Origin of the sequence: Pseudoalteromonas sp. R86517, assembly GCF_042466295.1 — a bacterium.
Classification (GTDB): Bacteria; Pseudomonadota; Gammaproteobacteria; order Enterobacterales; family Alteromonadaceae; genus Pseudoalteromonas; species Pseudoalteromonas atlantica.
Genome location: NZ_JAXHCB010000001.1, coordinates 3,498,582 through 3,519,286 on the forward strand (window position 1 = coordinate 3,498,582; position 20,705 = coordinate 3,519,286).

At 42.0% G+C, this 20,705-nt stretch carries 19 protein-coding genes; 11 read left to right on the top strand and 8 right to left on the bottom strand.

Going from position 1 to position 20,705, the window contains the following annotated elements; genetic code table 11:
* The first annotated feature begins 3 nt into the window (after nucleotides 1-3).
* The 6 genes from SJY38_RS15840 to SJY38_RS15865 are packed head-to-tail and all read left to right on the top strand — an operon-like array spanning nucleotide 4 to nucleotide 7,865.
* A complete protein-coding gene (locus SJY38_RS15840; RefSeq protein WP_377110167.1) occupies nucleotides 4-2,091 on the top strand; it encodes a chemotaxis protein CheA in 2,088 nt (695 codons plus the stop codon).
* The gene (locus SJY38_RS15845; RefSeq protein ID WP_004588228.1) at nucleotides 2,088-2,573 is read left to right on the top strand and encodes a chemotaxis protein CheW; all 486 of its coding nucleotides are present in this window, start codon (nucleotides 2,088-2,090) and stop codon (nucleotides 2,571-2,573) included. Before SJY38_RS15840 ends, SJY38_RS15845 begins: the two co-directional genes overlap by 4 nt.
* 48 nt (nucleotides 2,574-2,621) lie before the next feature.
* Nucleotides 2,622-5,327 carry a methyl-accepting chemotaxis protein gene (locus tag SJY38_RS15850; RefSeq protein ID WP_121638242.1) on the top strand — a complete coding sequence of 902 codons (2,706 nt, stop codon included), beginning with the start codon at nucleotides 2,622-2,624 and terminating at the stop codon, nucleotides 5,325-5,327.
* Between the two features lie 60 nt (nucleotides 5,328-5,387).
* Nucleotides 5,388-6,218: a protein-glutamate O-methyltransferase CheR gene (locus SJY38_RS15855; protein WP_286741748.1), complete on the top strand. Its 831-nt coding sequence runs from the start codon at nucleotides 5,388-5,390 to the stop codon at nucleotides 6,216-6,218.
* Nucleotides 6,202-6,825 carry a chemoreceptor glutamine deamidase CheD gene (gene cheD / locus SJY38_RS15860; protein WP_029774194.1) on the top strand — a complete coding sequence of 208 codons (624 nt, stop codon included), beginning with the start codon at nucleotides 6,202-6,204 and terminating at the stop codon, nucleotides 6,823-6,825. The genes SJY38_RS15855 and cheD overlap by 17 nt, the downstream gene beginning before the upstream one ends.
* A gap of 8 nt (nucleotides 6,826-6,833) precedes the next feature.
* Nucleotides 6,834-7,865 (top strand): chemotaxis response regulator protein-glutamate methylesterase, encoded by a 1,032-nt coding sequence (locus tag SJY38_RS15865; RefSeq protein ID WP_055255281.1) that lies wholly within the window; start codon nucleotides 6,834-6,836, stop codon nucleotides 7,863-7,865.
* Between the two features lie 3 nt (nucleotides 7,866-7,868).
* On the opposite strand, the gene SJY38_RS15870 is transcribed toward SJY38_RS15865, so the two are convergent.
* Complete coding sequence (locus SJY38_RS15870; RefSeq protein ID WP_286741747.1) at nucleotides 7,869-8,894, bottom strand: polysaccharide deacetylase family protein; 1,026 nt, start codon at nucleotides 8,892-8,894, stop codon at nucleotides 7,869-7,871.
* Nucleotides 8,895-8,936: 42 nt separating this feature from the next.
* Here SJY38_RS15870 and SJY38_RS15875 point away from each other — a divergent pair, with 42 nt between their 5' ends.
* A complete protein-coding gene (locus tag SJY38_RS15875; RefSeq protein ID WP_054983329.1) occupies nucleotides 8,937-10,208 on the top strand; it encodes an MATE family efflux transporter in 1,272 nt (423 codons plus the stop codon).
* Between the two features lie 9 nt (nucleotides 10,209-10,217).
* Here the strand turns inward: SJY38_RS15875 and SJY38_RS15880 are convergent, their stop codons facing one another.
* Both SJY38_RS15880 and nfuA read right to left on the bottom strand, forming a co-directional pair.
* On the bottom strand, nucleotides 10,218-10,487 hold the full coding sequence (locus tag SJY38_RS15880) for a hypothetical protein (protein ID WP_029774191.1): 270 nt from the start codon (nucleotides 10,485-10,487) through the stop codon (nucleotides 10,218-10,220).
* A 6-nt stretch (nucleotides 10,488-10,493) separates the two neighbouring features.
* The gene (gene nfuA, locus SJY38_RS15885; protein WP_096042447.1) at nucleotides 10,494-11,069 is read right to left on the bottom strand and encodes a Fe-S biogenesis protein NfuA; all 576 of its coding nucleotides are present in this window, start codon (nucleotides 11,067-11,069) and stop codon (nucleotides 10,494-10,496) included.
* Between the two features lie 146 nt (nucleotides 11,070-11,215).
* Between nfuA and SJY38_RS15890 the strand changes: the two genes are divergently transcribed.
* Nucleotides 11,216-13,771: a M14 metallopeptidase family protein gene (locus SJY38_RS15890; protein WP_377110169.1), complete on the top strand. Its 2,556-nt coding sequence runs from the start codon at nucleotides 11,216-11,218 to the stop codon at nucleotides 13,769-13,771.
* A gap of 8 nt (nucleotides 13,772-13,779) precedes the next feature.
* On the opposite strand, the gene SJY38_RS15895 is transcribed toward SJY38_RS15890, so the two are convergent.
* Nucleotides 13,780-14,457, bottom strand: a complete 678-nt coding sequence (locus SJY38_RS15895) for a ComF family protein (protein WP_377110170.1) — start codon at nucleotides 14,455-14,457, stop codon at nucleotides 13,780-13,782.
* 73 nt (nucleotides 14,458-14,530) lie between these two features.
* Between SJY38_RS15895 and bioH the strand changes: the two genes are divergently transcribed.
* The 3 genes from bioH (at nucleotide 14,531) to SJY38_RS15910 (ending at nucleotide 16,532) form a co-directional block, all read left to right on the top strand.
* Nucleotides 14,531-15,268: a pimeloyl-ACP methyl ester esterase BioH gene (gene bioH, locus SJY38_RS15900; protein WP_377110171.1), complete on the top strand. Its 738-nt coding sequence runs from the start codon at nucleotides 14,531-14,533 to the stop codon at nucleotides 15,266-15,268.
* Nucleotides 15,269-15,357: 89 nt separating this feature from the next.
* Complete coding sequence (locus tag SJY38_RS15905; protein ID WP_004588240.1) at nucleotides 15,358-15,666, top strand: hypothetical protein; 309 nt, start codon at nucleotides 15,358-15,360, stop codon at nucleotides 15,664-15,666.
* A gap of 5 nt (nucleotides 15,667-15,671) precedes the next feature.
* On the top strand, nucleotides 15,672-16,532 hold the full coding sequence (locus SJY38_RS15910; protein ID WP_138579309.1) for a putative metalloprotease CJM1_0395 family protein: 861 nt from the start codon (nucleotides 15,672-15,674) through the stop codon (nucleotides 16,530-16,532).
* Nucleotides 16,533-16,615: 83 nt separating this feature from the next.
* On the opposite strand, the gene SJY38_RS15915 is transcribed toward SJY38_RS15910, so the two are convergent.
* The 4 genes from SJY38_RS15915 to greB all read right to left on the bottom strand — a co-directional run bounded on the left by SJY38_RS15915 (nucleotide 16,616) and on the right by greB (nucleotide 20,698).
* Nucleotides 16,616-18,937 carry a Tex family protein gene (locus SJY38_RS15915; RefSeq protein ID WP_377110173.1) on the bottom strand — a complete coding sequence of 774 codons (2,322 nt, stop codon included), beginning with the start codon at nucleotides 18,935-18,937 and terminating at the stop codon, nucleotides 16,616-16,618.
* A 211-nt stretch (nucleotides 18,938-19,148) separates the two neighbouring features.
* Nucleotides 19,149-19,730 carry a CBS domain-containing protein gene (locus tag SJY38_RS15920; RefSeq protein WP_377110174.1) on the bottom strand — a complete coding sequence of 194 codons (582 nt, stop codon included), beginning with the start codon at nucleotides 19,728-19,730 and terminating at the stop codon, nucleotides 19,149-19,151.
* 50 nt (nucleotides 19,731-19,780) lie between these two features.
* Complete coding sequence (locus SJY38_RS15925) at nucleotides 19,781-20,092, bottom strand: hypothetical protein (protein ID WP_064384617.1); 312 nt, start codon at nucleotides 20,090-20,092, stop codon at nucleotides 19,781-19,783.
* 132 nt (nucleotides 20,093-20,224) lie between these two features.
* Nucleotides 20,225-20,698: a transcription elongation factor GreB gene (gene greB, locus SJY38_RS15930; RefSeq protein WP_024033892.1), complete on the bottom strand. Its 474-nt coding sequence runs from the start codon at nucleotides 20,696-20,698 to the stop codon at nucleotides 20,225-20,227.
* Nucleotides 20,699-20,705 lie beyond the last annotated feature (7 nt).

The following is a 20,705-nucleotide window of genomic DNA, read 5'->3' on the forward strand; positions in this document are numbered from 1 at the left end:
GGCGTGAGTATAGATTTAAGTCAATTTTTTGAAGTGTTCTTTGAAGAAAGTTTTGAAGGCCTAGATACAATGGAGGCCGAGCTATTAAATTTAGAGCCCGGCGAAGAAGACTTAGAAACAATAAATACTATTTTTAGAGCTGCGCACTCAATTAAAGGGGGCAGTGGCACCTTTGGCTTTAACTCTGTTGCTGAGTTTACCCATGTGCTAGAAACCCTACTGGATCAAATACGCCAAGGTGAGCGCGAACTCACCACCGAGCACGTTAATTTATTGCTTAAAGCTGTTGATTGCTTGCGTGGGTTACTCGGTGAGCTGCAAGCAGAGCAAGAGCCTGATTTATCACACGCTGCAACCTTAAAAAAACAGTTTGAAATTGTACTGGAAATGCAAGCCGATTCAGCCCCAAGCGAGGCAAGCGAAGTCACGGTTGCTGCTGAGGTAAATACCTTTCAAATTGATTTTAAACCGCATCATCACCTTTTTAAAACAGGCAACGAGCCTTTATTTATGATCAGCGAATTAGCTGAACTCGGCGAGCTTGAAACACAGGCATTTTTAGACGATATCCCAGATATTAAAGATTTAAGCAGTGACGAGTGCTATTTACACTGGCGCTTTTTTTTAAATACCAGCGAAAAAGAAGCCGCCATTAAAGAGGTATTTGAATGGGTAGAAGATGATGCCGATATAAAAATAGAGCTCTGTGGCGGGTTATTTGATGAAGACACTTCTCACACCGCAAACGCTGATGAAAAGAGCAGCGATAGCACAGCTCAAACACCGCCTATTAGCGATGCTCAAAAAGCACCCGACAAACCTAAAAGCAAACCCACAGCCGATAAAAAGCCAACATCAGCACCAGAGTCTACCTCCATAAGAGTAGGAATAGACAAAGTAGACTCGTTAATAAACATGGTTGGTGAGCTGGTGATAACACAAGCCATGTTAAATCAGTTGAGCGAGCAAGAAATTAGCGAATCAACCATTACGTCATTACAAGAAGGTTTGGCACAACTGGCGCACAATACCCGAGACCTGCAAGAAAATGTTATGCGTATTCGTATGTTACCGATTAACTTTGTATTTAGCCGGTTTCCGCGTTTAGTGCGCGATATAGCGCAAAAACTAAATAAGCAGGTGGAGTTAAAATTATTAGGCGAGCAAACCGAGCTAGATAAAACGGTAATGGAAAAAATATCTGATCCTATGGTGCACCTTGTCAGAAATTCGCTTGACCATGGTCTTGAAACAATTGAACAGCGGGTTGCCGCAGGTAAAGACCCAGTGGGTACTGTGACCTTAAATGCCTTTCATCAAGGCGGCAATATCGTGATAGAAATAATGGACGATGGGCAAGGCTTAAATACGCAAAAAATTAAAGAAAAAGCCATTGCTAATGAGCTGATCACCGCTGATTGTAATTTAACAGATGATGAAATTAACGAGCTTATTTTTATGCCCGGCTTTTCTACCGCCGATGCGGTTAGCGACTTATCTGGGCGTGGTGTAGGAATGGATGTTGTTAAGCGCAATATTCAATCTTTAAATGGCTCGGTTGAGGTTTCATCAGCGCCTGGCGTTGGCTCTACCTTTACAATTAGGCTGCCCCTTACGCTTGCCATTTTAGATGGTCAATTAGTTAAAGTTGCCCAGCATACTTATATTATTCCGCTTATTTCTATTGTTGAATCACTACAGATTGATATCACTAAAGTAAGCCGAGTGGGTAAAGACTTAGATGTACTAAGGCTGCGTGACGAATACATTCCTATTTTACGCTTATATCAAATTTTTAATCATCAAAACGCCATAGAGTCATTAGACAAAACCTTGCTGGTGGTTGTTGAAACCGACAACCAAAAAGTGGGTTTGCTGGTAGATGACTTACTTTCGCAGCAGCAGGTAGTCATAAAAAGTTTAGAGGCCAATTACCAAAAAGTGGATGGGGTGTCTGGAGCAACTATTTTAGGCGACGGGCGTGTATCGTTAATTGTTGATATTAGCGGCTTAATAAAATTATCAGGGCTTAAAAAACCAGGTAGCCAAGAGCTAATCATAGAATCTAAAACACCTCTGGAGGCTTCATGATTAGTGAGCAAAGCGAGCTAAACAACAAAATTGATTTAGGGCAACAGCAAGGCGTTAAGCAGTTTTTAACCTTTATTATGGCTGGCGAAGAATACGGCGTAGATATATTAACCGTGCAAGAGATCAGGAGCTGGGAAGAAATTACCGTACTACCCAACGCACCGGATTTTGTTAAAGGAGTGATAAACCTTCGCGGCACCATAGTGCCAATAATAGATTTACGCTTACGTTTTGGCCTGCCAAGCACTGAATATGGGCCATTAACAGTTGTTATTGTTGTAAAAGTTATTTTTGAAAACGATTCAAAAATAATGGGCATCGCAGTAGATGCGGTGTCAGATGTTTACAGCATTGCAGAGCAAGACGCCAAGCCCGTCCCTAGCCTGTCTGATTCGAGTAATTGTGAATATGTCGCAGGGTTGGTGAACGTGGGCGAAAAAATGGTCTCGTTGATAGATTTACAAAGAACAATGGATATATAGCCACAGCGCTATGTAGCAACAAAAACAAACATAAAGGTGGTGATGGGCATGGGATGGTTTAGTAATCCGAAGCAGTCAGAATCAAGTAATGACTTAATCGTTAATGCATTAAATAAATCATTAGCGGTTATTGAGTTTGAACCCAGTGGCAGAATAATTACGGCTAATTCAAACTTTTTAAATGCAATGGGATACCGTTTAGAGGAAGTGCAAGGGCAGCACCACTCTATGTTTGTTGAACCAGACGAAGCACAAAGCAGCGAGTATAAAAATTTTTGGCAACGCTTGCGCGGTGGTGAGTTTATTTCTAATGAGTTTAAGCGTCTTGCTAATGGAGGGCGAGAGGTATGGATCCAAGCTACCTATAACCCAATTATTGATAGCCAAGGGCAAGTGCTAAAAGTAATTAAATTTGCTACCGACATTACCGAACAAAAGAAGCAGGCCGCTGAGGCGCAAGGCCAACTTGAGGCAATTAGTAAATCTCAGGCGGTGATTGAGTTTAATCTTGATGGCACAATTATTACTGCCAATGACAATTTTTTAAATGGTTTAGGCTATCAACTTAGCGAAATAAAAGGCCAGCATCATAAATTATTTGTCGACCCAGAATACGCTAAAACAAACGAGTATAAACAATTTTGGGATAAGTTAGGACGAGGCGAGTACGACTCGGGCGAGTACATGCGAATAGGCAAACAAGGGCAAGAAATATGGATTCAAGCCTCTTATAACCCTATTTTCGATTTAAACGGCAAGCCTTATAAAGTTATTAAATACGCCAGTGATATCACCGCGCAAAAACAGCTAGAGCGCGAGTCTAAAAAGGCTGCCGATTTAGCAAGTGCGTTAACTGTTTGCCAAGCCAATGTGATGATTGCCGATAAAGACCTAAATATTGTATTTGTAAACGATCAGGTTAAGTTAATGCTCAAAGCGCGAGAAACTGAGTTGCAAGGTGTGCTACCTAGTTTTTCTGTTGATAATTTAATAGGCACGTGTGTTGATGATTTTCATAAGCACCCAGCTCATCAACGCGAACTATTAAAAAACTTAAAACAACCTTATAAAACTGAGTTACGTTTAGCGGGGCTTATTTTTAGTTTAATTGCTACACCGTGGATAAACCATGAAGGTAAGCATTTAGGCACCATTGTTGAGTGGGAAGATATTACCGATAGCGTAGCAAAAGCAGAGCAAGAACGTGCTGAAGCACAAGAAAACTTACGAGTAAAACAAGCCCTTGATACCGTAGCAACAAACACCATGATAGCCGATGCTTCAAATGTAATTGTATACATGAACAACGCGGTTAAATCGATGATGAGTATTGCCGAAGATGATTTGAAAAAGGAGCTGCCAAATTTTGATAGCACCAATTTAATGCAGCAAAACATTGATATATTCCATAAAAATCCGGCTCATCAACAAAACCTACTAGCTAAGCTTACAACAACTTACCGAGCCGAAATAAAAGTAGGCGGGCGCACGTTTGGTTTAGTTGCAAACCCTATTTTTACACCAGAACAAGAACGCATAGGCACCGTAGTTGAGTGGGAAGATAGAACGGGCGAAGTTGCAATAGAAAAAGAAATTGCACAATTAGTCAGCGATGCAGGTAATGGCGATTTAGAAACCCGAGTAGATGAAAAAGGTAAAGAAGGCTTTTTCTTACGCTTAGCGCAAGGCTTAAACAGCTTAGTTGAAATTGTGGATGATGCCGTTAGTGATACCGCGCAAATGCTTGATGCAATGGCCAATGGTGACCTATCAAAACGCATAGAAAAAGAGTATCAAGGCTCGTTCGATAAGCTCAAGCAAGATGCTAATACCACAGCAGATAAATTGACCGATGTGATTAATCGAATTAACTCATCGGCCACGTTAGTAGCCAGTGGCGCAGAGGAAATTTCGCAAGGCAACGCCGATTTAAGCCAGCGTACCGAAGAACAAGCTTCATCACTTGAAGAAACCGCGTCAAGTATGGAAGAAATGACCAGTACCGTAAGACAAAATGCAGATAACGCAAAAGTCGCTAACGATTTAGCCGAAGAAACCTGCGAGAAAGCAATTCAAGGTGGTGAAGTAGTTAATAGAGCTGTAACGAGTATGTCGGCCATTAACGAGTCGAGTAAAAAAATTGCAGACATTATTGGCGTGATTGATGAAATTGCCTTTCAAACTAATTTACTGGCACTTAACGCCGCCGTTGAAGCAGCTAGAGCGGGTGAGCAAGGCCGTGGCTTTGCCGTTGTTGCTGGTGAGGTGCGTAATTTAGCGCAGCGCTCAGCTGGAGCAGCCAAAGAAATTAAAGAGCTTATTAGAGACAGCGTTGCAAAAGTGACCGATGGCTCTGTGCTTGTAAATGAGTCGGGCGAAACACTCAGAGAAATTGTTTCAAGCGTACAACGTGTTACGCAAATGATTTCGGATATAACCGAAGCCTCTGAAGAGCAAAGCGCAGGTATTGAGCAAGTTAATAAAGCGGTTGCCCAAATGGATGAAATGACCCAGCAAAATGCGGCCCTTGTAGAAGAAGCGTCTGCGGCGGGCGAGTCAATGGCTGAGCAAGCAAACGAGATGCGTCAGTTATTGCACTTTTTTTCACTCGGGCAGCAAGGCATGAACACATTGCCAAATACACACTTTGAACGCTCAGCGCCCCCTGCGCGCCAACCTAGTGGCTATTTAAAAAATACCCAACCCAAAGGCGAAAACTTTATAGACTCAGCAGATGAATGGGAAGAGTTTTAGTCATTACTGGCTTGCTAGTTAATACCCTAGCAAGCCTGCTTTACAAGGGATGGTATGACAATGAAAGAATTTTTATGTACCGATAAAGATTTTAAAGACATTGCCACTTTAGTTTATAACGCGTGCGGAATTGTGCTTGGCGATCATAAACGCGAAATGGTGTATTCCCGCTTAGCAAGAAGGGTAAGAGAGCATAAACTTAAAAACTTTTCTCAATACTTAGAGTACTTACACAATAATAAAGAGGCTGAGTTTGACGCATTTATTAATGCTATTACCACTAACTTAACCTCCTTTTTTAGAGAACCCCACCACTTTGAGTTTTTAAAAAACACCATAGTGCCGCAGTTACTTAGCAGTAACAAAGTAACAAAACGAGTACGCGTATGGTCAGCGGGTTGCTCTACAGGCGAAGAGCCTTATAGCTTAGCAATAACCCTTGCCGGTTTATTCCCAAGTTCTTGGGATGTAAAAATTTTAGCAACCGATTTAGATTCTAATGTATTAGCCAAAGCACAAGCGGGTATTTATACCGCGGCTAATGTAAATGGCTTAGAAAACAATGTACTTAAAAAGTGGTTTTTAAAAAGCAAAGATGGGCAAACATATAAAGTAAAACCACAGTTAAATAAGCACATTTTTTTTAAACGCCTTAACCTTTTACAAGAATGGCCCATGAAAGGGCAGTTTGACTTAATTTTATGTCGTAACGTGGTTATTTATTTTGATAAAGAAACAAAAGACACCTTGTTTAAACGTTATGCAAATGCACTTAATCGTGACGGTTATTTGTTTTTAGGGCACTCAGAGAGTATGGGAAAAGAGCATTCTGAGTTTAAAAATTTAGGGAAAACCATGTATCAAAAGCAACACAATGCACGCACAGTTTAGGCCGGTGCTCCCAGGGTTTGAACATATAAAACGTTACTGGGATGCAGGGCGCACAAGCGTGGTGGCAAAAATATTACCTGGCGAATTTTATGTATCAAAAAATGATGAGCTTATTTCTACAGTGCTTGGGTCGTGTATAGCCGCGTGTGTTTACGATGAAAAAGCCGGTATAGGTGGCGTAAATCATTTTATGTTGCCGGTAAAAAAAGGCCTAGAATTAAACAGTGCCCATAGTTTGAGCTGCCGCTACGGAAATTGGGCAATGGAATACCTGATCAACGAAGTACTCAAAGGTGGTGCTGCGCGAAAAAATTTAAAAATAAAACTCTTTGGTGGCGGCAAAATAATTAGCGCAATGACCGACATAGGGATAGGTAATATTAGCTTTGCCAATGCGTATATTCAGGAAGAGTCGCTCAATCTTGTCGCACAAGATATGGGGGGGCCGTGGCCTCGAAAAATTTTTTTTCATCCGCATACGGGCAAAGTCCACGTAAAAAAGCTGAAGAATTTGCACAACAATACAATTGAAAAACGCGAAGTGCGCTACCTGCAAAACCTTAAGCAACAAGATAAAGCCACCGAGACTAACATAGAGCTGTTTTAGGAGCCGTAATGGTTAAAGTTCTGATAATAGATGATTCACCCCTGATAAGGCGTTTGCTGAGCGAAATATTATCTCAGGCTAGCGATATCGAGGTTGTTGGCTGTGCTGAAGACCCTTATCAAGCACGAGAAATGATTAAATTGCTCAATCCGGATGTGCTTACCCTCGATGTAGAAATGCCAAAAATGGACGGCATTAGCTTTTTAAGAAACCTAATGCGCTTAAGACCTATGCCCGTTGTGATGATTTCTACACTAACCCAGCAAGGCTCGCCTATCACCTTAGAAGCACTTGAGCTTGGTGCCGTGGATTTTATTGCCAAGCCAACGGTGAATGTTAAGCAGCAAATGAGTCAATATGCATATGTTGTGCAGCAAAAAGTGCGTGTGGCGGCAGGTGCAAGGGTAAGAAGTTTTAAAAAGGTAAGCACAGTGAGCGAGCCTTTACCTAGCAATGCACAATTTTTATTAAACAAGGTAATAGCGATAGGGGCTTCAACAGGGGGCACAGAAGCAATAAAAGAAGTGCTTATAAAAATGCCGACCAATTGCCCTGCGATTGTGATTACCCAGCATATTCCTCCGGTATTTAGTACCTCGTTTGCCCAGCGTATGGACCGCACCTGTGCAATTAACGTAAAAGAAGCGCAGCACGGCGACAAGCTCACTGCGGGATGGGCTTATATAGCCCCAGGTGGTTTGCACTTAAGCATAAAAAAAAGAGGGGCAAGTTTATATTGCGAGCTTGATGATTCTGAGCCTGTTAACCGCCATAAACCGGCAGTAGATGTATTATTTAACTCGTTACTTGAGTGCGGCGCAAAAAACATTGTGGCAGCGTTACTAACCGGTATGGGGAGCGATGGAGCAAAGGGCTTACTTAGCATTAAACAAGCGGGTGGTTACACCATTGCACAGGATGAGTTTTCTTCTGTGGTGTGGGGAATGCCCAAAGCGGCGGTTGATTTAGGCGCCGCTCACGAAATTGTTGCGCTTGATAAAGTAACCCAACGCTTATTGCATCAGGCTATAAAGGTGTAATTGCTACTGAATAACCCACGGCTGCGAAAACCAATAGTAACTACCAGGGTGCTCAATAGAAGGGGCGGTACAATTAAAGCGTGAACGGCCTTTATTTAGCGCCTTTGGCGAATCAATTTTTACAGTTGTGTCGTTTATCCAAGTTAACTTAGCCTGCCCTACACTTGATACATAACACGCAAACTGACTTTTATGAAAATCACCCATTTCAAACTCAATGCTGAGCGTTGGTGGGTTTTGTGAGGTTACACTGTCTTGGTAATCTAGGTTTTTAATACTAAACGCCCGAGAGTTTAATTTTGTAATTAACGTATCTAATTTACTGTAAAAGCCAGAGGCTGGAAAACGCGGTAAGCGGGTAAAGTTAGCGTTTTTATTTACAGCGCCTGAGTGCTGACCAATGCCAATAAAGCCAAGCTCTTTTACAAGCGCTTGTAGTTTGTTATTAAACTCCCCATACGGGTACGCTAGGTATTTATAATCGTGGCCTATTTCTTCTTTAATACGCTGTTGAGAATGCAAAATATCTTGTTTAATACGTGCTTGCCACTGTGCATCGCTCTCATCTTTTAGCTTAATAGGCAGGTAGTCATGCTGAGCAGTGTGATTGGCAATTAACGCCCCTTTGCCTGCGAGCTCTTTTAATTTATCCCACCCCATTACGTAGCCTTTGCCTTTATCAATAAGGGTAGGGTTTACAAAAATAGTATAGGGATAACCAAATTTTTCTAAAATAGGCGCTGCTTGTTCGTAGTTATTGTTGTAACCATCGTCAAAGGTGATAGCGACTGTTTTCTCAGGTAAGGTTTTGCCTTGTTGTATAGCGCTTATTAGCTCATTTAGTGCAATAACATTAAAATTATGCTCTTTTAAGTAGCTCAAATGCTTGGTAAACGTATTTGCGCTTACACTGGTCACAGCCGGAAGGGTTTCGCTTACATGGTGATACTGTAAAATAACCGCCGCATGAGCACGTACTGATAAACAAATGAGAGTAATTAAAACTAAATGAAACAATTTCTTAAACATAATAAGGCACACCATAAAAGCTTGCTGTTGCTAGCGGGTCCAATGATATTATCAAATATTACTGTCCCACTGTTAGGAATTGTTGATACCGCTGTTATTGGCCACTTAGGTAGCGCACATTACTTAGCGGGCATCGCACTTGGCTCAGCTGTTATTTCTATTTTATTTTGGCTCGCCGGTTTTTTACGTATGAGCACCACAGGGTTAGTGGCCCAAGCATACGGGCAAAATAACTTAACACAGTTAGCAGCGCTTTTAAAACGCAGCTTATTACTTGCCGTGTGTGTGGCGTTAGCGCTTATTGCCTTATCGCCTTTGATAAAACAAGCCATTGCATTTTTATCAGGCGCAAATAGTGAGGTTCTTGCTCAAGCATATCAGTATTTTAGTATTCGTATATTTAGTGCCCCTGCCGCACTTTGTAATTTAGTGCTGCTTGGCTGGATGCTTGGCGTACATTATGGGCGAGGGCCATTTTACTTGCTGCTAGTGACCAATATTACCAACATAGTGCTCGATATATATTTTGTGGTGTATTTAGACTGGGCAGTAGCGGGAGCAGCGTGGGCGTCGTTAATTGCAGATTACAGCGCGTTGGCTTTTGCGTTGCTACTAGTGATTAAGCTCGCTAAAAAGCAAGGCGTGGAGCTAAGCGTGCCCAACTGGCTCAGTGTTAGCAAAATGGCAGAGCTACTTAGTTTAAATAGAGATATATTTATTCGCTCTTTAATTTTGCAATTATGCTTTAGCTTTATGACCTTTTATGGCGCCCGCATAGGCGAAACAACGCTTGCAGCAAATGCCGTGTTACTTAATTTTTTAATGTTAGTAAGCTTTGCACTTGATGGAATAGCCTATGCAAGCGAAGCCAAAGTTGGTCAAGCTAAAGGCCAGCGAAGCGTTAATAACATTAGATTATGGGTAAAAATAAGTGTGTTTTGGGGAATGCTTTTTGGCGTGTTATACAGCGTATTTTTTGCTGTGTTTGGCAGCGCTATTATTAAGCTTTTAACCAATGTACCCGAGGTGATAGAAGCTGCGACAAATTACTTACCGTGGGTAATAGTATTGCCTATGTTAGCAATGAGCTGTTTTTTGTTTGATGGCGTATTTGTAGGGCTTACACGGGCAAAAAATATGCGTAACAGTATGATTCTTTCGGCTGCAGTTGGCTTTTTTGGGGTGTTTTGGGTGTTTATAGAGTGGCAAAATAATGCGTTATGGCTGGCTATGAGTTGCTTTATGCTTATGCGCGGCGTTACGTTAATTATTAAGTATTTGCAGTTAAAAGCAACTAATCAGCTGCTAGATTAAGCGAATGTGTCATTTCCATAGGTCGGGGTCGTGATCTTTTGGCCCCATATCTTTTAAAACTTGCGAGAAACGATTGGCAAAAATACCGCTATAACCCCATGCAGCAAAAAATAATGCCGGGATTAAAATAACTACACCTATAATTTGTAAACTAAAGTGAGTGTAGTAGCCAAGGGCAATAAATATCACGGCTAGCACAAACAGTGCTAAGCCGCGAAAAAAGCGCGTTAAACTCAACTTAGGGTTACTCCCTAAGCGATAAATAAGCGGCTTTAACATTATTGCTTAGTAATAAGAGTGATCGCCCGCCTGGTGCTCGGTAATGTCGGCAACACCGGTGATTTCATCAAACTTTGCAATCATTTCTTTCTCGATGCCTTCTTTAAGCGTTACATCGATCATAGAACAGCCATTACAACCACCACCAAATTGAAGTACTGCAATACCTTCAGCGGTTACTTCAACTAGGCTTACTTGGCCACCGTGGTTAGCTAGCTGCGGGTTTACTTCGGTTTCTAGCATGTGTTGAACACGCTCATTTAGCGATGCGTTATCGCCTAGTTTACGTGCCTTTGCATTAGGCGCTTTTAAAGTTAACTGAGTGCCCATTTTGTCGGTAACAAAATCAATTTCAGCTTCTTCTAAAAAAGGAGCGCTTTCTGTATCTACTACGGCATCAAAACCATTAAAGTTAAGACGAATATCGCTGTCTTCTACGGCGTCTTCTGGGCAATAAGAAACACCACATTCCGCTTGTGATGTACCAGGGTTTACAACAAACACACGAATATTAGTTTGTTGTGCTTGATCTGCTAAAAGTTTAGCAAAATGCGCTTGTGCTGTTTCGGAAATAGAAATCATAAAACCGTCTATACTTGACTAAATTACTCGGATACTGCATATCATACTCCGCTCATCGTGTTGCGGCTAGTGTTGAGCGTAAAAAGTTGGCATCTATTTTAAGCAATGCTAGCGTGCAAATAACAAACATTTTTAGAGTGATTTATATGCGCTGGATAGTAACTATAATGGTGGCAATACTTAGCTTTTCAAGTATGGCAAAACCACTTTCGTATTATTTTGAACAAGATGTAGAGTTTGATAAAACAATACCCACCCCACAAGACGTACTTGGTTACGAAGTAGGTGAGTGGCATGTAAGGCACGACCAACTGGTGCGTTACATGGAAATTCTAGCGCAAAAAAGTAATCGTATAAATTTTGAAGTAATAGGGCGCACACACGAGCAACGTCCGCTTGTGATGCTAAGTATTAGCAGCGCTGAAAAACTAGCTAACTTAGAGCAAATTCGCCAAGCGCACTTAGCCCGTTTAACAAACAGTGAGCAAGCTAAAAACACACAAAATGAGCCTGCTGTAGTTTGGATGGGATACAGTGTGCATGGCAATGAGTCATCAGGCAGCAATGCCGCTTTATTGGTTGCGTATTACCTTGCTGCAGCGCAAGGCCCAGAAATAGAAAAACTATTAAATAATACCGTTATTTTGCTCGACCCTTCACTCAACCCCGATGGCTTGGCTCGCTTTGCCAATTGGGCTAATAGTAATCGGGGGATGAACTTATCAAGCGACCCTAAAACGCGTGAACACGTAGAAAGCTGGCCAAGTAGTCGTACAAATCACTATTGGTTTGATTTAAACCGCGATTGGTTGTTACTACAACACCCAGAGTCGCGTGCACGCATTGCTAAATTTCATCAATGGAAGCCAAATATTCTTACTGACTTTCATGAAATGGGCCCAAACAGCAGCTACTTTTTTCAACCTGGCATTGCCAGTCGCAAGCACCCAATTACCCCAGATGAAAACGTAACACTTACTAAAGCTATAGCCAATTACCATGCTAAAACTTTAGATAAAAATAATGCCCTTTATTTTACCGAAGAAAGCTTTGACGACTTTTATTACGGCAAGGGTTCAACCTACCCCGATGTAAACGGCGGTATAGGTATTTTATTTGAGCAAGCCAGCTCACGTGGGCATGTACAAGAAACCATAAATGGTACGCTTACGTTTCCTTTTACTATTAAAAATCAGTTATTAACAAGCCTATCAACCTTTAAAGCAGCTGTAGATAACCGCGAGGCGCTATTAACCTATCAGGCTAAATTTTATAACCAAGCAGTTGATTTAGCACATGATGAAAGTTTTGAAGGCTATGTGGTTGAGGGCGCTAAAGACAACACCCGGATTAAACTATTTTTAAACCTGTTAAAGCAGCATCAAATTAATGCCTATCCACTTACAAAAGCGCTAAAAGCCAATGGCAAAAACTTTAGCACCCAGAGTTATTTTGTGCCGTTAGCTCAGCCACAGTTTCGTTTAGTAAAAGCTATTTTTAGTGAGCAAAAAAGTTTTGCCGATAACACATTTTATGATGTGTCGGGCTGGACACTCGCCCACGCTTTTAATTTAGAGTTTGCACAAGTAAAAAGTAGTTGGGGCTTAGAAGTAGCCAGCACTGCGTGGCAAAGAGCAGTTAAACCATCATTTGCTGCGTTAAAGCAAAGTTATGCATTTGGCTTTGCCTGGGACGATTACTTAGCGCCTAAAATGCTAAATAGCTTGCTAAAGCAAGGCATTAAAGCGCGTGTCGCGTTAAGCGCCTTAACAGCTAAAAGCAGCACCACCGAAATAGACTTTGCACCTGGCAGCATTATTGTCCCCGCAGGGCTGCAAACAAACCCTGATTGGGTGGCTATTTTAAACGATGCTCAAACCCAGTTTGGTATTGCGATAAAGCCTATTACCACGGGCCTTACAGGGAAAGGCGCCGATTTAGGCTCGCGCACTATGGCGGTATTAAACGAGCCAAAAGTACTGCTTGTGGGCGGTAAAGGCGTAAGCCAATACGAAGCGGGTGAAGTATGGTATTACCTTGACCGCTTTGTTGGTATTTCTCCGACCATAGTAGAAATGGAGCGTTTAGGTAGCCTAGATTTAAATAATTACAGCCACATTGTACTAGCTAATGGCAATTATTCGGGCTTACCCGATAGTGATAAAGTTGCTATTAAAAGCTGGGTAAGAAAAGGCGGCGTAATTTGGGGCCACAAAGGCGGCGCTAAATTTTTAGCTGATCAGCAATTACTTAAGGCTAATTATTTATCTAGGCAAGATGTAGCCAGCGCTTTTAATACTCAAGGGCTAAATTACGCAGATAAAGACCATTTAGCAGGGCGACAACGTATAGCCGGCGCTATTTTTAATACCGATGTAGACACCACGCATCCACTAACATTTTCACTTAATCGTGAAACGCTGCCTGTATTTAAAAATAGTACCTGGTTATTAGAAAAATCATCCGCCCCGTTTGTAAACATACTCACTTACCCGCAAAAACCACTATTAGCAGGGTTTACCGATGGTGTAAATGAGCAGCAAATTGCCGGTGCAGCAGCCATGATGGCCCACTCATACGGGCGTGGCAGTGTTATTGCGATGACAGATAACCCTGTATTTAGAGGATACTGGTACGGCACAAGCCGATTACTCAGTAATGCTTTATTTTTTGGCCACACATTTAGAGTAAGAGGTGATTAACTACACCTTTAAAGTGGCGTTAAACATGTAGCAAAAGCCCAGACTTGTTTAGCGCCCGCTTGCTTTAATACTCGGGTAGCCGCGTTGAGCGTGGCGCCTGTGGTCATTACATCATCTACAATAACCACCGTTTTACCGCTCATATCTTGTGTACATACAAAGGCATTTTTTACATTTTTAATCCGCTTGGATCTTGATAATTGTGACTGTGCTTGCGTGGCTTTATTGCGTATTAGCGCATTACTTATACAAATATGTTTTGCCAAACACGGTTGCCACACTTGGCTTACCTGATTAAACCCGCGCGTTAAAAAGCGCCCTCGGTGCAAAGGTAAAATAATCGCTATGTCGGGCTGGGTAGTTAAATTTTCAAAAAACACCGTTAGCTGGCGTTTAATTACTTGTTGCAATGCTTTTTTATAGTGAATTTGATTATTAAATTTGAGCCGTTTAAGCCAATGCTCAAAAGGGGGCTGATAAAAAGCACAGGCAAAGAGCTTATCAAATTCGCAATGCGGAAACATTTCTACAATATCCGGGCGGTGCAATAAATTACTGTGTTTATTTAAATCAAACACGCCTAAATCCGTTAAGCAATAGTCGCACAACCCCTCTTGAGCACTAATAACTCCCTGACATTGCACGCAATAAGAGGGAAATAACCAATTAAAAAATGAGTGTTGCATTGGCTGCTCCTTGCGTTGCTTTCGTCAATGTAAGCGTTATGATGTGGCTAAGTTTGGTTAAGGTTAGGCAAATATGCAAAGCGAGTTAGTTTTATTACATGGTTGGGGCATGAACCAAGGCGTATGGCAATTAGTGCAGCCAGAGTTAACGCTTTTATACAGTGGCTCGGTGCGCAGTATTGACCTGCCTGGCTTTGGCAACAGCAATAGCTGCCCAAGCCCTTATAATTTACACGATGCGGCTGAAATCGTAAGCGAGCAACTTAGCCCTGGCTCTATTGTAATGGGCTGGTCGCTAGGAGGATTGTTTGCACTTTATATTGCTAAACATTGGCCAAATAAAGTAGCAAAAGTAATTTTAGTTGCCTCAAGCCCTTTTTTTGCCGAGGCAGATGATTGGCCCGGAATAAAAACCAGCGTGCTTGAGCAATTTAAAGAGCAATTAGTTAATCACCGAGAAAAAACTATAGAGCGCTTTTTAGCTATTCAGGCCATGGGTAGTGAGTCGGCACGCGATGATATAAAGCAGCTAAAGCACTTGCTAAATCAGTACAGCGCGCCTAAAAGTGAGGCATTAAGTGCGGGCTTAAATATTTTACAAAATGATGATTTACGCAATGTATTTGCGCATTGCCCAGTGCCTGTAAAAGCGATATTTGGCCGTTTAGATGCGCTGGTACCTTACAAAGCAATTAATAAAATGGCAGCACTAAATACTGAGTTTGAATACGAAGTACTAGACAAAGCCTCCCATGCACCGTTTATTTCTCATAAAAAAGAGTTTTTATCTGCCGTTAAATCAATGCTTTAAAATAGCCTAAAGAAAGGTACTGTTTAAAGCTTTATTTTGCCCATGAAGTGAGCGATAATTAAACAATATTTATTTTTTGGAGGTACAGCATGGCTATTGGTTCAGTATTTAATAGTGGTGTAGAAGGGTTTAATCGTGCAAGCCAAGGTATAGAACGAGCAAGCGCAGAGATAAACCGTGCCACCATTGAAGAGCAAGACGATACGCAACTAGCCCAACAGCGCCAGTTAACAGCTGCGCGACCTGAAGAGGCTGTAACAGCGCCTGTTGCACAACCAGCCCGGGTTGACGAAGCGCTTGTTAATTTAAAAGTTGAAGAGTTTAATGCCAAGGCAAACACGCAATCTATTCAAACTGCAGATGAAGTGCTTGGTACGCTAATCGATATTAAAGTTTAAACGTTATGAATATTGTCACGCCATTTCCGTCTATCAATATAAACACTGCCAATGTTTATACGGAAACCGCTCGGCGTGACAACCAACTGCGCGAAGTTATTCCTGCCCCTGCACCCAATAGCGCCAGTAATACCGAAACCAAAGCACAAAGCGATGCTGATAAAGCAAAACTGCCAAGCAGTGCAGAAGCCGCCACCTATGATGCAACCGGTAAACTCAGTGATGAGCAAGCTGTTGAGCAGCGCCAGCAAGGCAGCGAAGATTCAGATAGCGAACAGCAACAAAACCAACAAGCAAGCGAAGACACCCCCGAAGAAGAGCAAGATCAGCAACAGCTAGAATTAGAACAACAGCAAATCGAAGAGCTTAAAGCGCGCGATACTGAAGTGCGTGTGCACGAACAAGCTCATGCATCGGTGGGTGGTCAGTATGCAGGCTCACCAAGTTATGAATACCAACGTGGACCAGATGGCACTAATTACGCTGTTGGCGGTGAGGTACAAATTGATGTATCTGAAATCCCCGGCGATCCGCAAGCCACTATAGATAAAATGCAAACGGTACGTGCAGCCGCACTTGCCCCTGCTGAACCTTCTAGTGCCGATAGAGCTATTGCCGCTGATGCAACCCAAAAAATGGCCGCAGCGCAAGCTGAATTATCAGCCCCTGCTGACGATGAAGCGCAAGCACAAGAGCCACAAAGTGCGTTATCAATAAACGAAACCAGCACTGCTGAGTCTCAAAACGATACTAATACCGAGCAATCACGCGACCCAGAAGTAGACGCACGAGCTGGCCGTATAGCTAATTTTTATCAAATGACTAGCTCACCCCAAAACGAGAGTGGTTTTTCTGCGTTTGGTTAAAACCAGCTAAGCATAATTAAAAAAGCCGCTCAATGAGCGGCTTTTTAGTTTGAGGAGACATCACTTACTGAAGCAAAAGGGTATTATTTTTTTACTTTTGCATTAGCAAATGCATCGGCAAAGGCATTACCCATCATGGCGTTACCGTTATCGCGCTTTGGTTTTGCTGCACGCGGTTGCTGGCCCTGATTACTGCGTTGCTTTTGTGGCGCGGCAGCGGGTTTATTGCTTGTGTCTATTTCATCATCTAAGCGCATAGTAAAGCTAATGCGTTTACGTGGGGCATCTACCTCAACCACTTTTACTTTTACAATGTCACCGGCTTTTACTACTTCGCGCGGATCAGAGATAAACTTATTAGTAATTGCCGAAATATGCACTAGGCCATCTTGGTGAACACCTACATCAACAAACGCACCAAAGTTAGCAACGTTAGAAACCACACCTTCTAAAATCATACCGGGTTTTAGGTCTGTGATTTTTTCTACACCGGCTTTAAATTCAGCAGTTTTAAACTCAGGACGAGGATCGCGCCCTGGCTTATCTAGCTCTTTAATGATGTCGGTAACGGTAGGTAAACCAAACTTCTCGTCGGTGTAGTCATTAGCAACCAGCTTATTTAAAAACTCGCTATTGCCTATTAAGCTATTTACATCAAGGTTGTTACGCTCACAAATAAGTTTAACAACAGGATAAGCCTCAGGGTGAACTGATGAGTTATCAAGTGGGTCTTTACCCTGATTAATACGCAAAAAGCCTGCTGCTTGTTCAAACGCCTTTGGTCCTAAACGCTCAACTTTTTTAAGTTCGCTACGCTTAGTAAACGTGCCGTTAGTGTCGCGGTAATTTACTATATTTTGCGCTAAGGTTTTATTTAACCCCGATACGCGAGTAAGAAGCGGTACCGAGGCCATATTTAAATCAACACCCACAGAGTTTACACAGTCTTCTACCACTGCGGTTAGTGTTTGGCCTAATTGGCTTTGCGATACGTCGTGCTGGTATTGGCCTACACCAATTGATTTTGGCTCAATTTTAACAAGCTCGGCAAGTGGGTCCTGCAGGCGACGCGCAATAGATACCGCGCCACGTAAAGACACATCTAAGTTAGGAAATTCATTCGCTGCAAATTCAGACGCAGAGTAAACAGACGCGCCGGCTTCGCTTACCATAATTTTGTTTAATTTGAGCTCAGCATTGGCCTTAATAAGTTCGCCTACTAGCTTGTCAGACTCGCGTGATGCGGTTCCGTTACCAATCGCAATAAGTTCTACTTTATGCTGGCGACATAGTTGCTCTAATGTTCGTAATGATTTTTCCCAGTGATTTTGTGGTGCGTGGGGGAAAATAGTTTGGGTTGTAAGCAATTTACCTGTGCCATCAACTACGGCAATTTTACAGCCAGTTCGCAAACCAGGATCTAGACCAAGCGTGGTACGTGGCCCAGCAGGGGCGGCCATAAGTAAGTCTTTTAAGTTTTTAGCAAATACATCTATAGCGCCGGTTTCGGCTTTTTCTCGCATAGCTGCTAAAAATTCATTTTCTAGGTGTAGGCCAAGCTTTATTTTCCATGCCCACTGCACAACACTTAATAGCCATGCGCTAGCTGCTTTATATTTCACATCTAAGCGGTAGTGATCAGCAATCATTTGCGCGCATAGCTGGGCTGCATTTTCGCTGCTTGGCTCTGGGTTAATACTCAGCTGTAAAATACCTTCGTTACGCGCGCGCAACATAGCAAGCGCGCGGTGAGAAGGGACCTTTTTAAGAGGTTCTTGATGGTCAAAGTAGTCGCGGTATTTGCTACCGGCTTGCTCTTGGCCGTCAATAAGTGTGCTTTGTATAGCGCCGTGTTGGCTAATGTGGCTTCTAAATTTAGCTAATAACTTGGCATCTTCTGCAAAGCGTTCCATTAAAATAAATTTAGCGCCATCAAGGGCTGCTTTGGTATCAGCAATGCCTTTGTCGGCATTTATAAACTGCTGCGCTTGTTGCTCTGGCTCTAAGTTTGCATCGTTAAATAGCGCATTGGCAAGTGGCTCAAGGCCTGCTTCAATGGCTATTTGCCCTTTGGTACGACGCTTAGCTTTATAAGGAAGGTATAAATCTTCAAGCTCAGTTTTACTTTGTGCGCTGGTAATATCGGCACTAAGTGCTGGCGTTAATTTATTTTGCGATTCGATGGTTGATAAAATAAAGCTGCGGCGCTCTTCAAGCTCGCGCAAGTACGACAAACGTTGCTCTAAAAGGCGTAATTGCGTGTCGTCTAATCCACCGGTAATTTCTTTACGGTAACGCGCAATAAAAGGAACCGTTGCGCCTTCATCAAGTAATTTTGTAGCAGCAACAACTTGTTGCTGTTGTGCATTTAGCTCAGTGGCTAAACGTGCAGAGATATCGCTCATGCATAAACCTTTTAATACAAAAAATAAAACCAGAAAATCCCTCTGGTACTGTTATACCCAGCTTATTAAAGTTACTATTTAATGAGTTTGGTAGGTATTTATTAGTTGAATAATATCACAGCAGGTTGTAATAAAAAGCTCTTAAAGCAAGCAATTTTGCTTGCTTTAAGATGGTTGGCTTGGCTGAGCTTACAAAGCGTAAAAGCGCGCTTTAGTGAGGGTGCTCTACGCTTTCTAAAACATCACTAAACGTGTGAGCAATAGGGGTAATATGCACTGGAATGTGTAACGTTTTAGCTATTTGACGCGCCGAAATTAACCCGCATATTTCGTTATTAGTGGTTGTTGCTAATAAAAACATGCTGCCTTGATGCTCCATTGTTTGTAGTGCATCGCCAATACTTGCATAGCTTAGGCTTTGCATACTTACGCCATTAAGTTGGCTAATAGGTGTCATAATGTAGCGTAAGCTCACTTCATTGCGGCTGGTATCTAAACGCTGTGCAATGGCCGTAATTTTAGCGCTTTGTAGGTCGGCACTTGAAACAATACCAATTAATTTTTGCGCATCATCAGTCACCAATACATAGTCAGAATGCTCTGCTAGTACTTGTTTAAGCGCCTCGCTGATAGGAGTGTCGTATTGAGCGCGAATTGGCGTTTTTTGGGTAAAGTTATTGATTACGGTTAAAGCCGGAGATGTTAAATCAATAGTGGCTTGTTGATCTTCAAACGTGCTTGCAATAACGCCATGAGAAATATTTTGGGTACGTAATTCTTTAAAGTTAGACATAGTAGTCACCTTATTAGTTATAAAATTTAATCAAAAAGTAAAATTGTGAATTAAATTAAATAGCTAGGTGGACCACGTTGATATGCCGTACTAAAAGGACGGTTTAGGTTTGTACTTTGGTAAAAAGATGAAACAGCATTAGGTAGCGGTTGAAACAACCTAATAGCAAATGCATTAACATGAGAATCTAAGTCAATGTCGGGGGTTGCTTGGTCAGGAAATTCACAAGCGATAAAATGATTAGATATACTGGCGTTATCTATACTTACTTCGGTGGTATTGGCATGCAGAGTCAAACTCACACTCATTAAAAGTGCAAACAATACGGCATTACTACATATGCGCTGTACTAAGTTTGACATAGCCACTACCTTAAAAATCAGGTTAAAGATAAACCTGCTAAACCAATATATATCCTAATGAGATATATTACACAATAAAAAATTTACCTGATCTGAATCAAAGTAGTTATCTATTAATAATGTTATGGGGGACTATTTTTGATATTCAATACTATTTACATACCATTCTTTTTTACCTTGCGGTGTAGGTACCTCAAACTCATCGTCTACTTGTTTTTTTATCAGGGCGCGCGCCATAGGTGAGTCAATTGATATGTAGTCTTTACGGTCGTATATTTCATCAGGCCCTACAATTCTAAATTTTTTAACCTCGCCTTGCTCGTTTTCTATTTCTACCCATGCGCCAAAAAATACTTTACCGTCTTGCTGCGGCGAGTAATCAATAACTTTTAAATCGGGTAGGCGTTTGCGCAAATACCGAACACGACGATCAATTTGGCGCAGTAAGCGTTTATTATATTGATAGTCTGCGTTTTCTGAGCGATCGCCAAGGCTTGCTGCCCAGCTCACTATTTTAGTGACTTCAGGGCGTTTAACGTTCCATAAATGGTCGTGCTCTTGCTGTAATTGTAAGTAACCTTCGCGGGTTATTAAATTTGTTTTCATGGGCTTT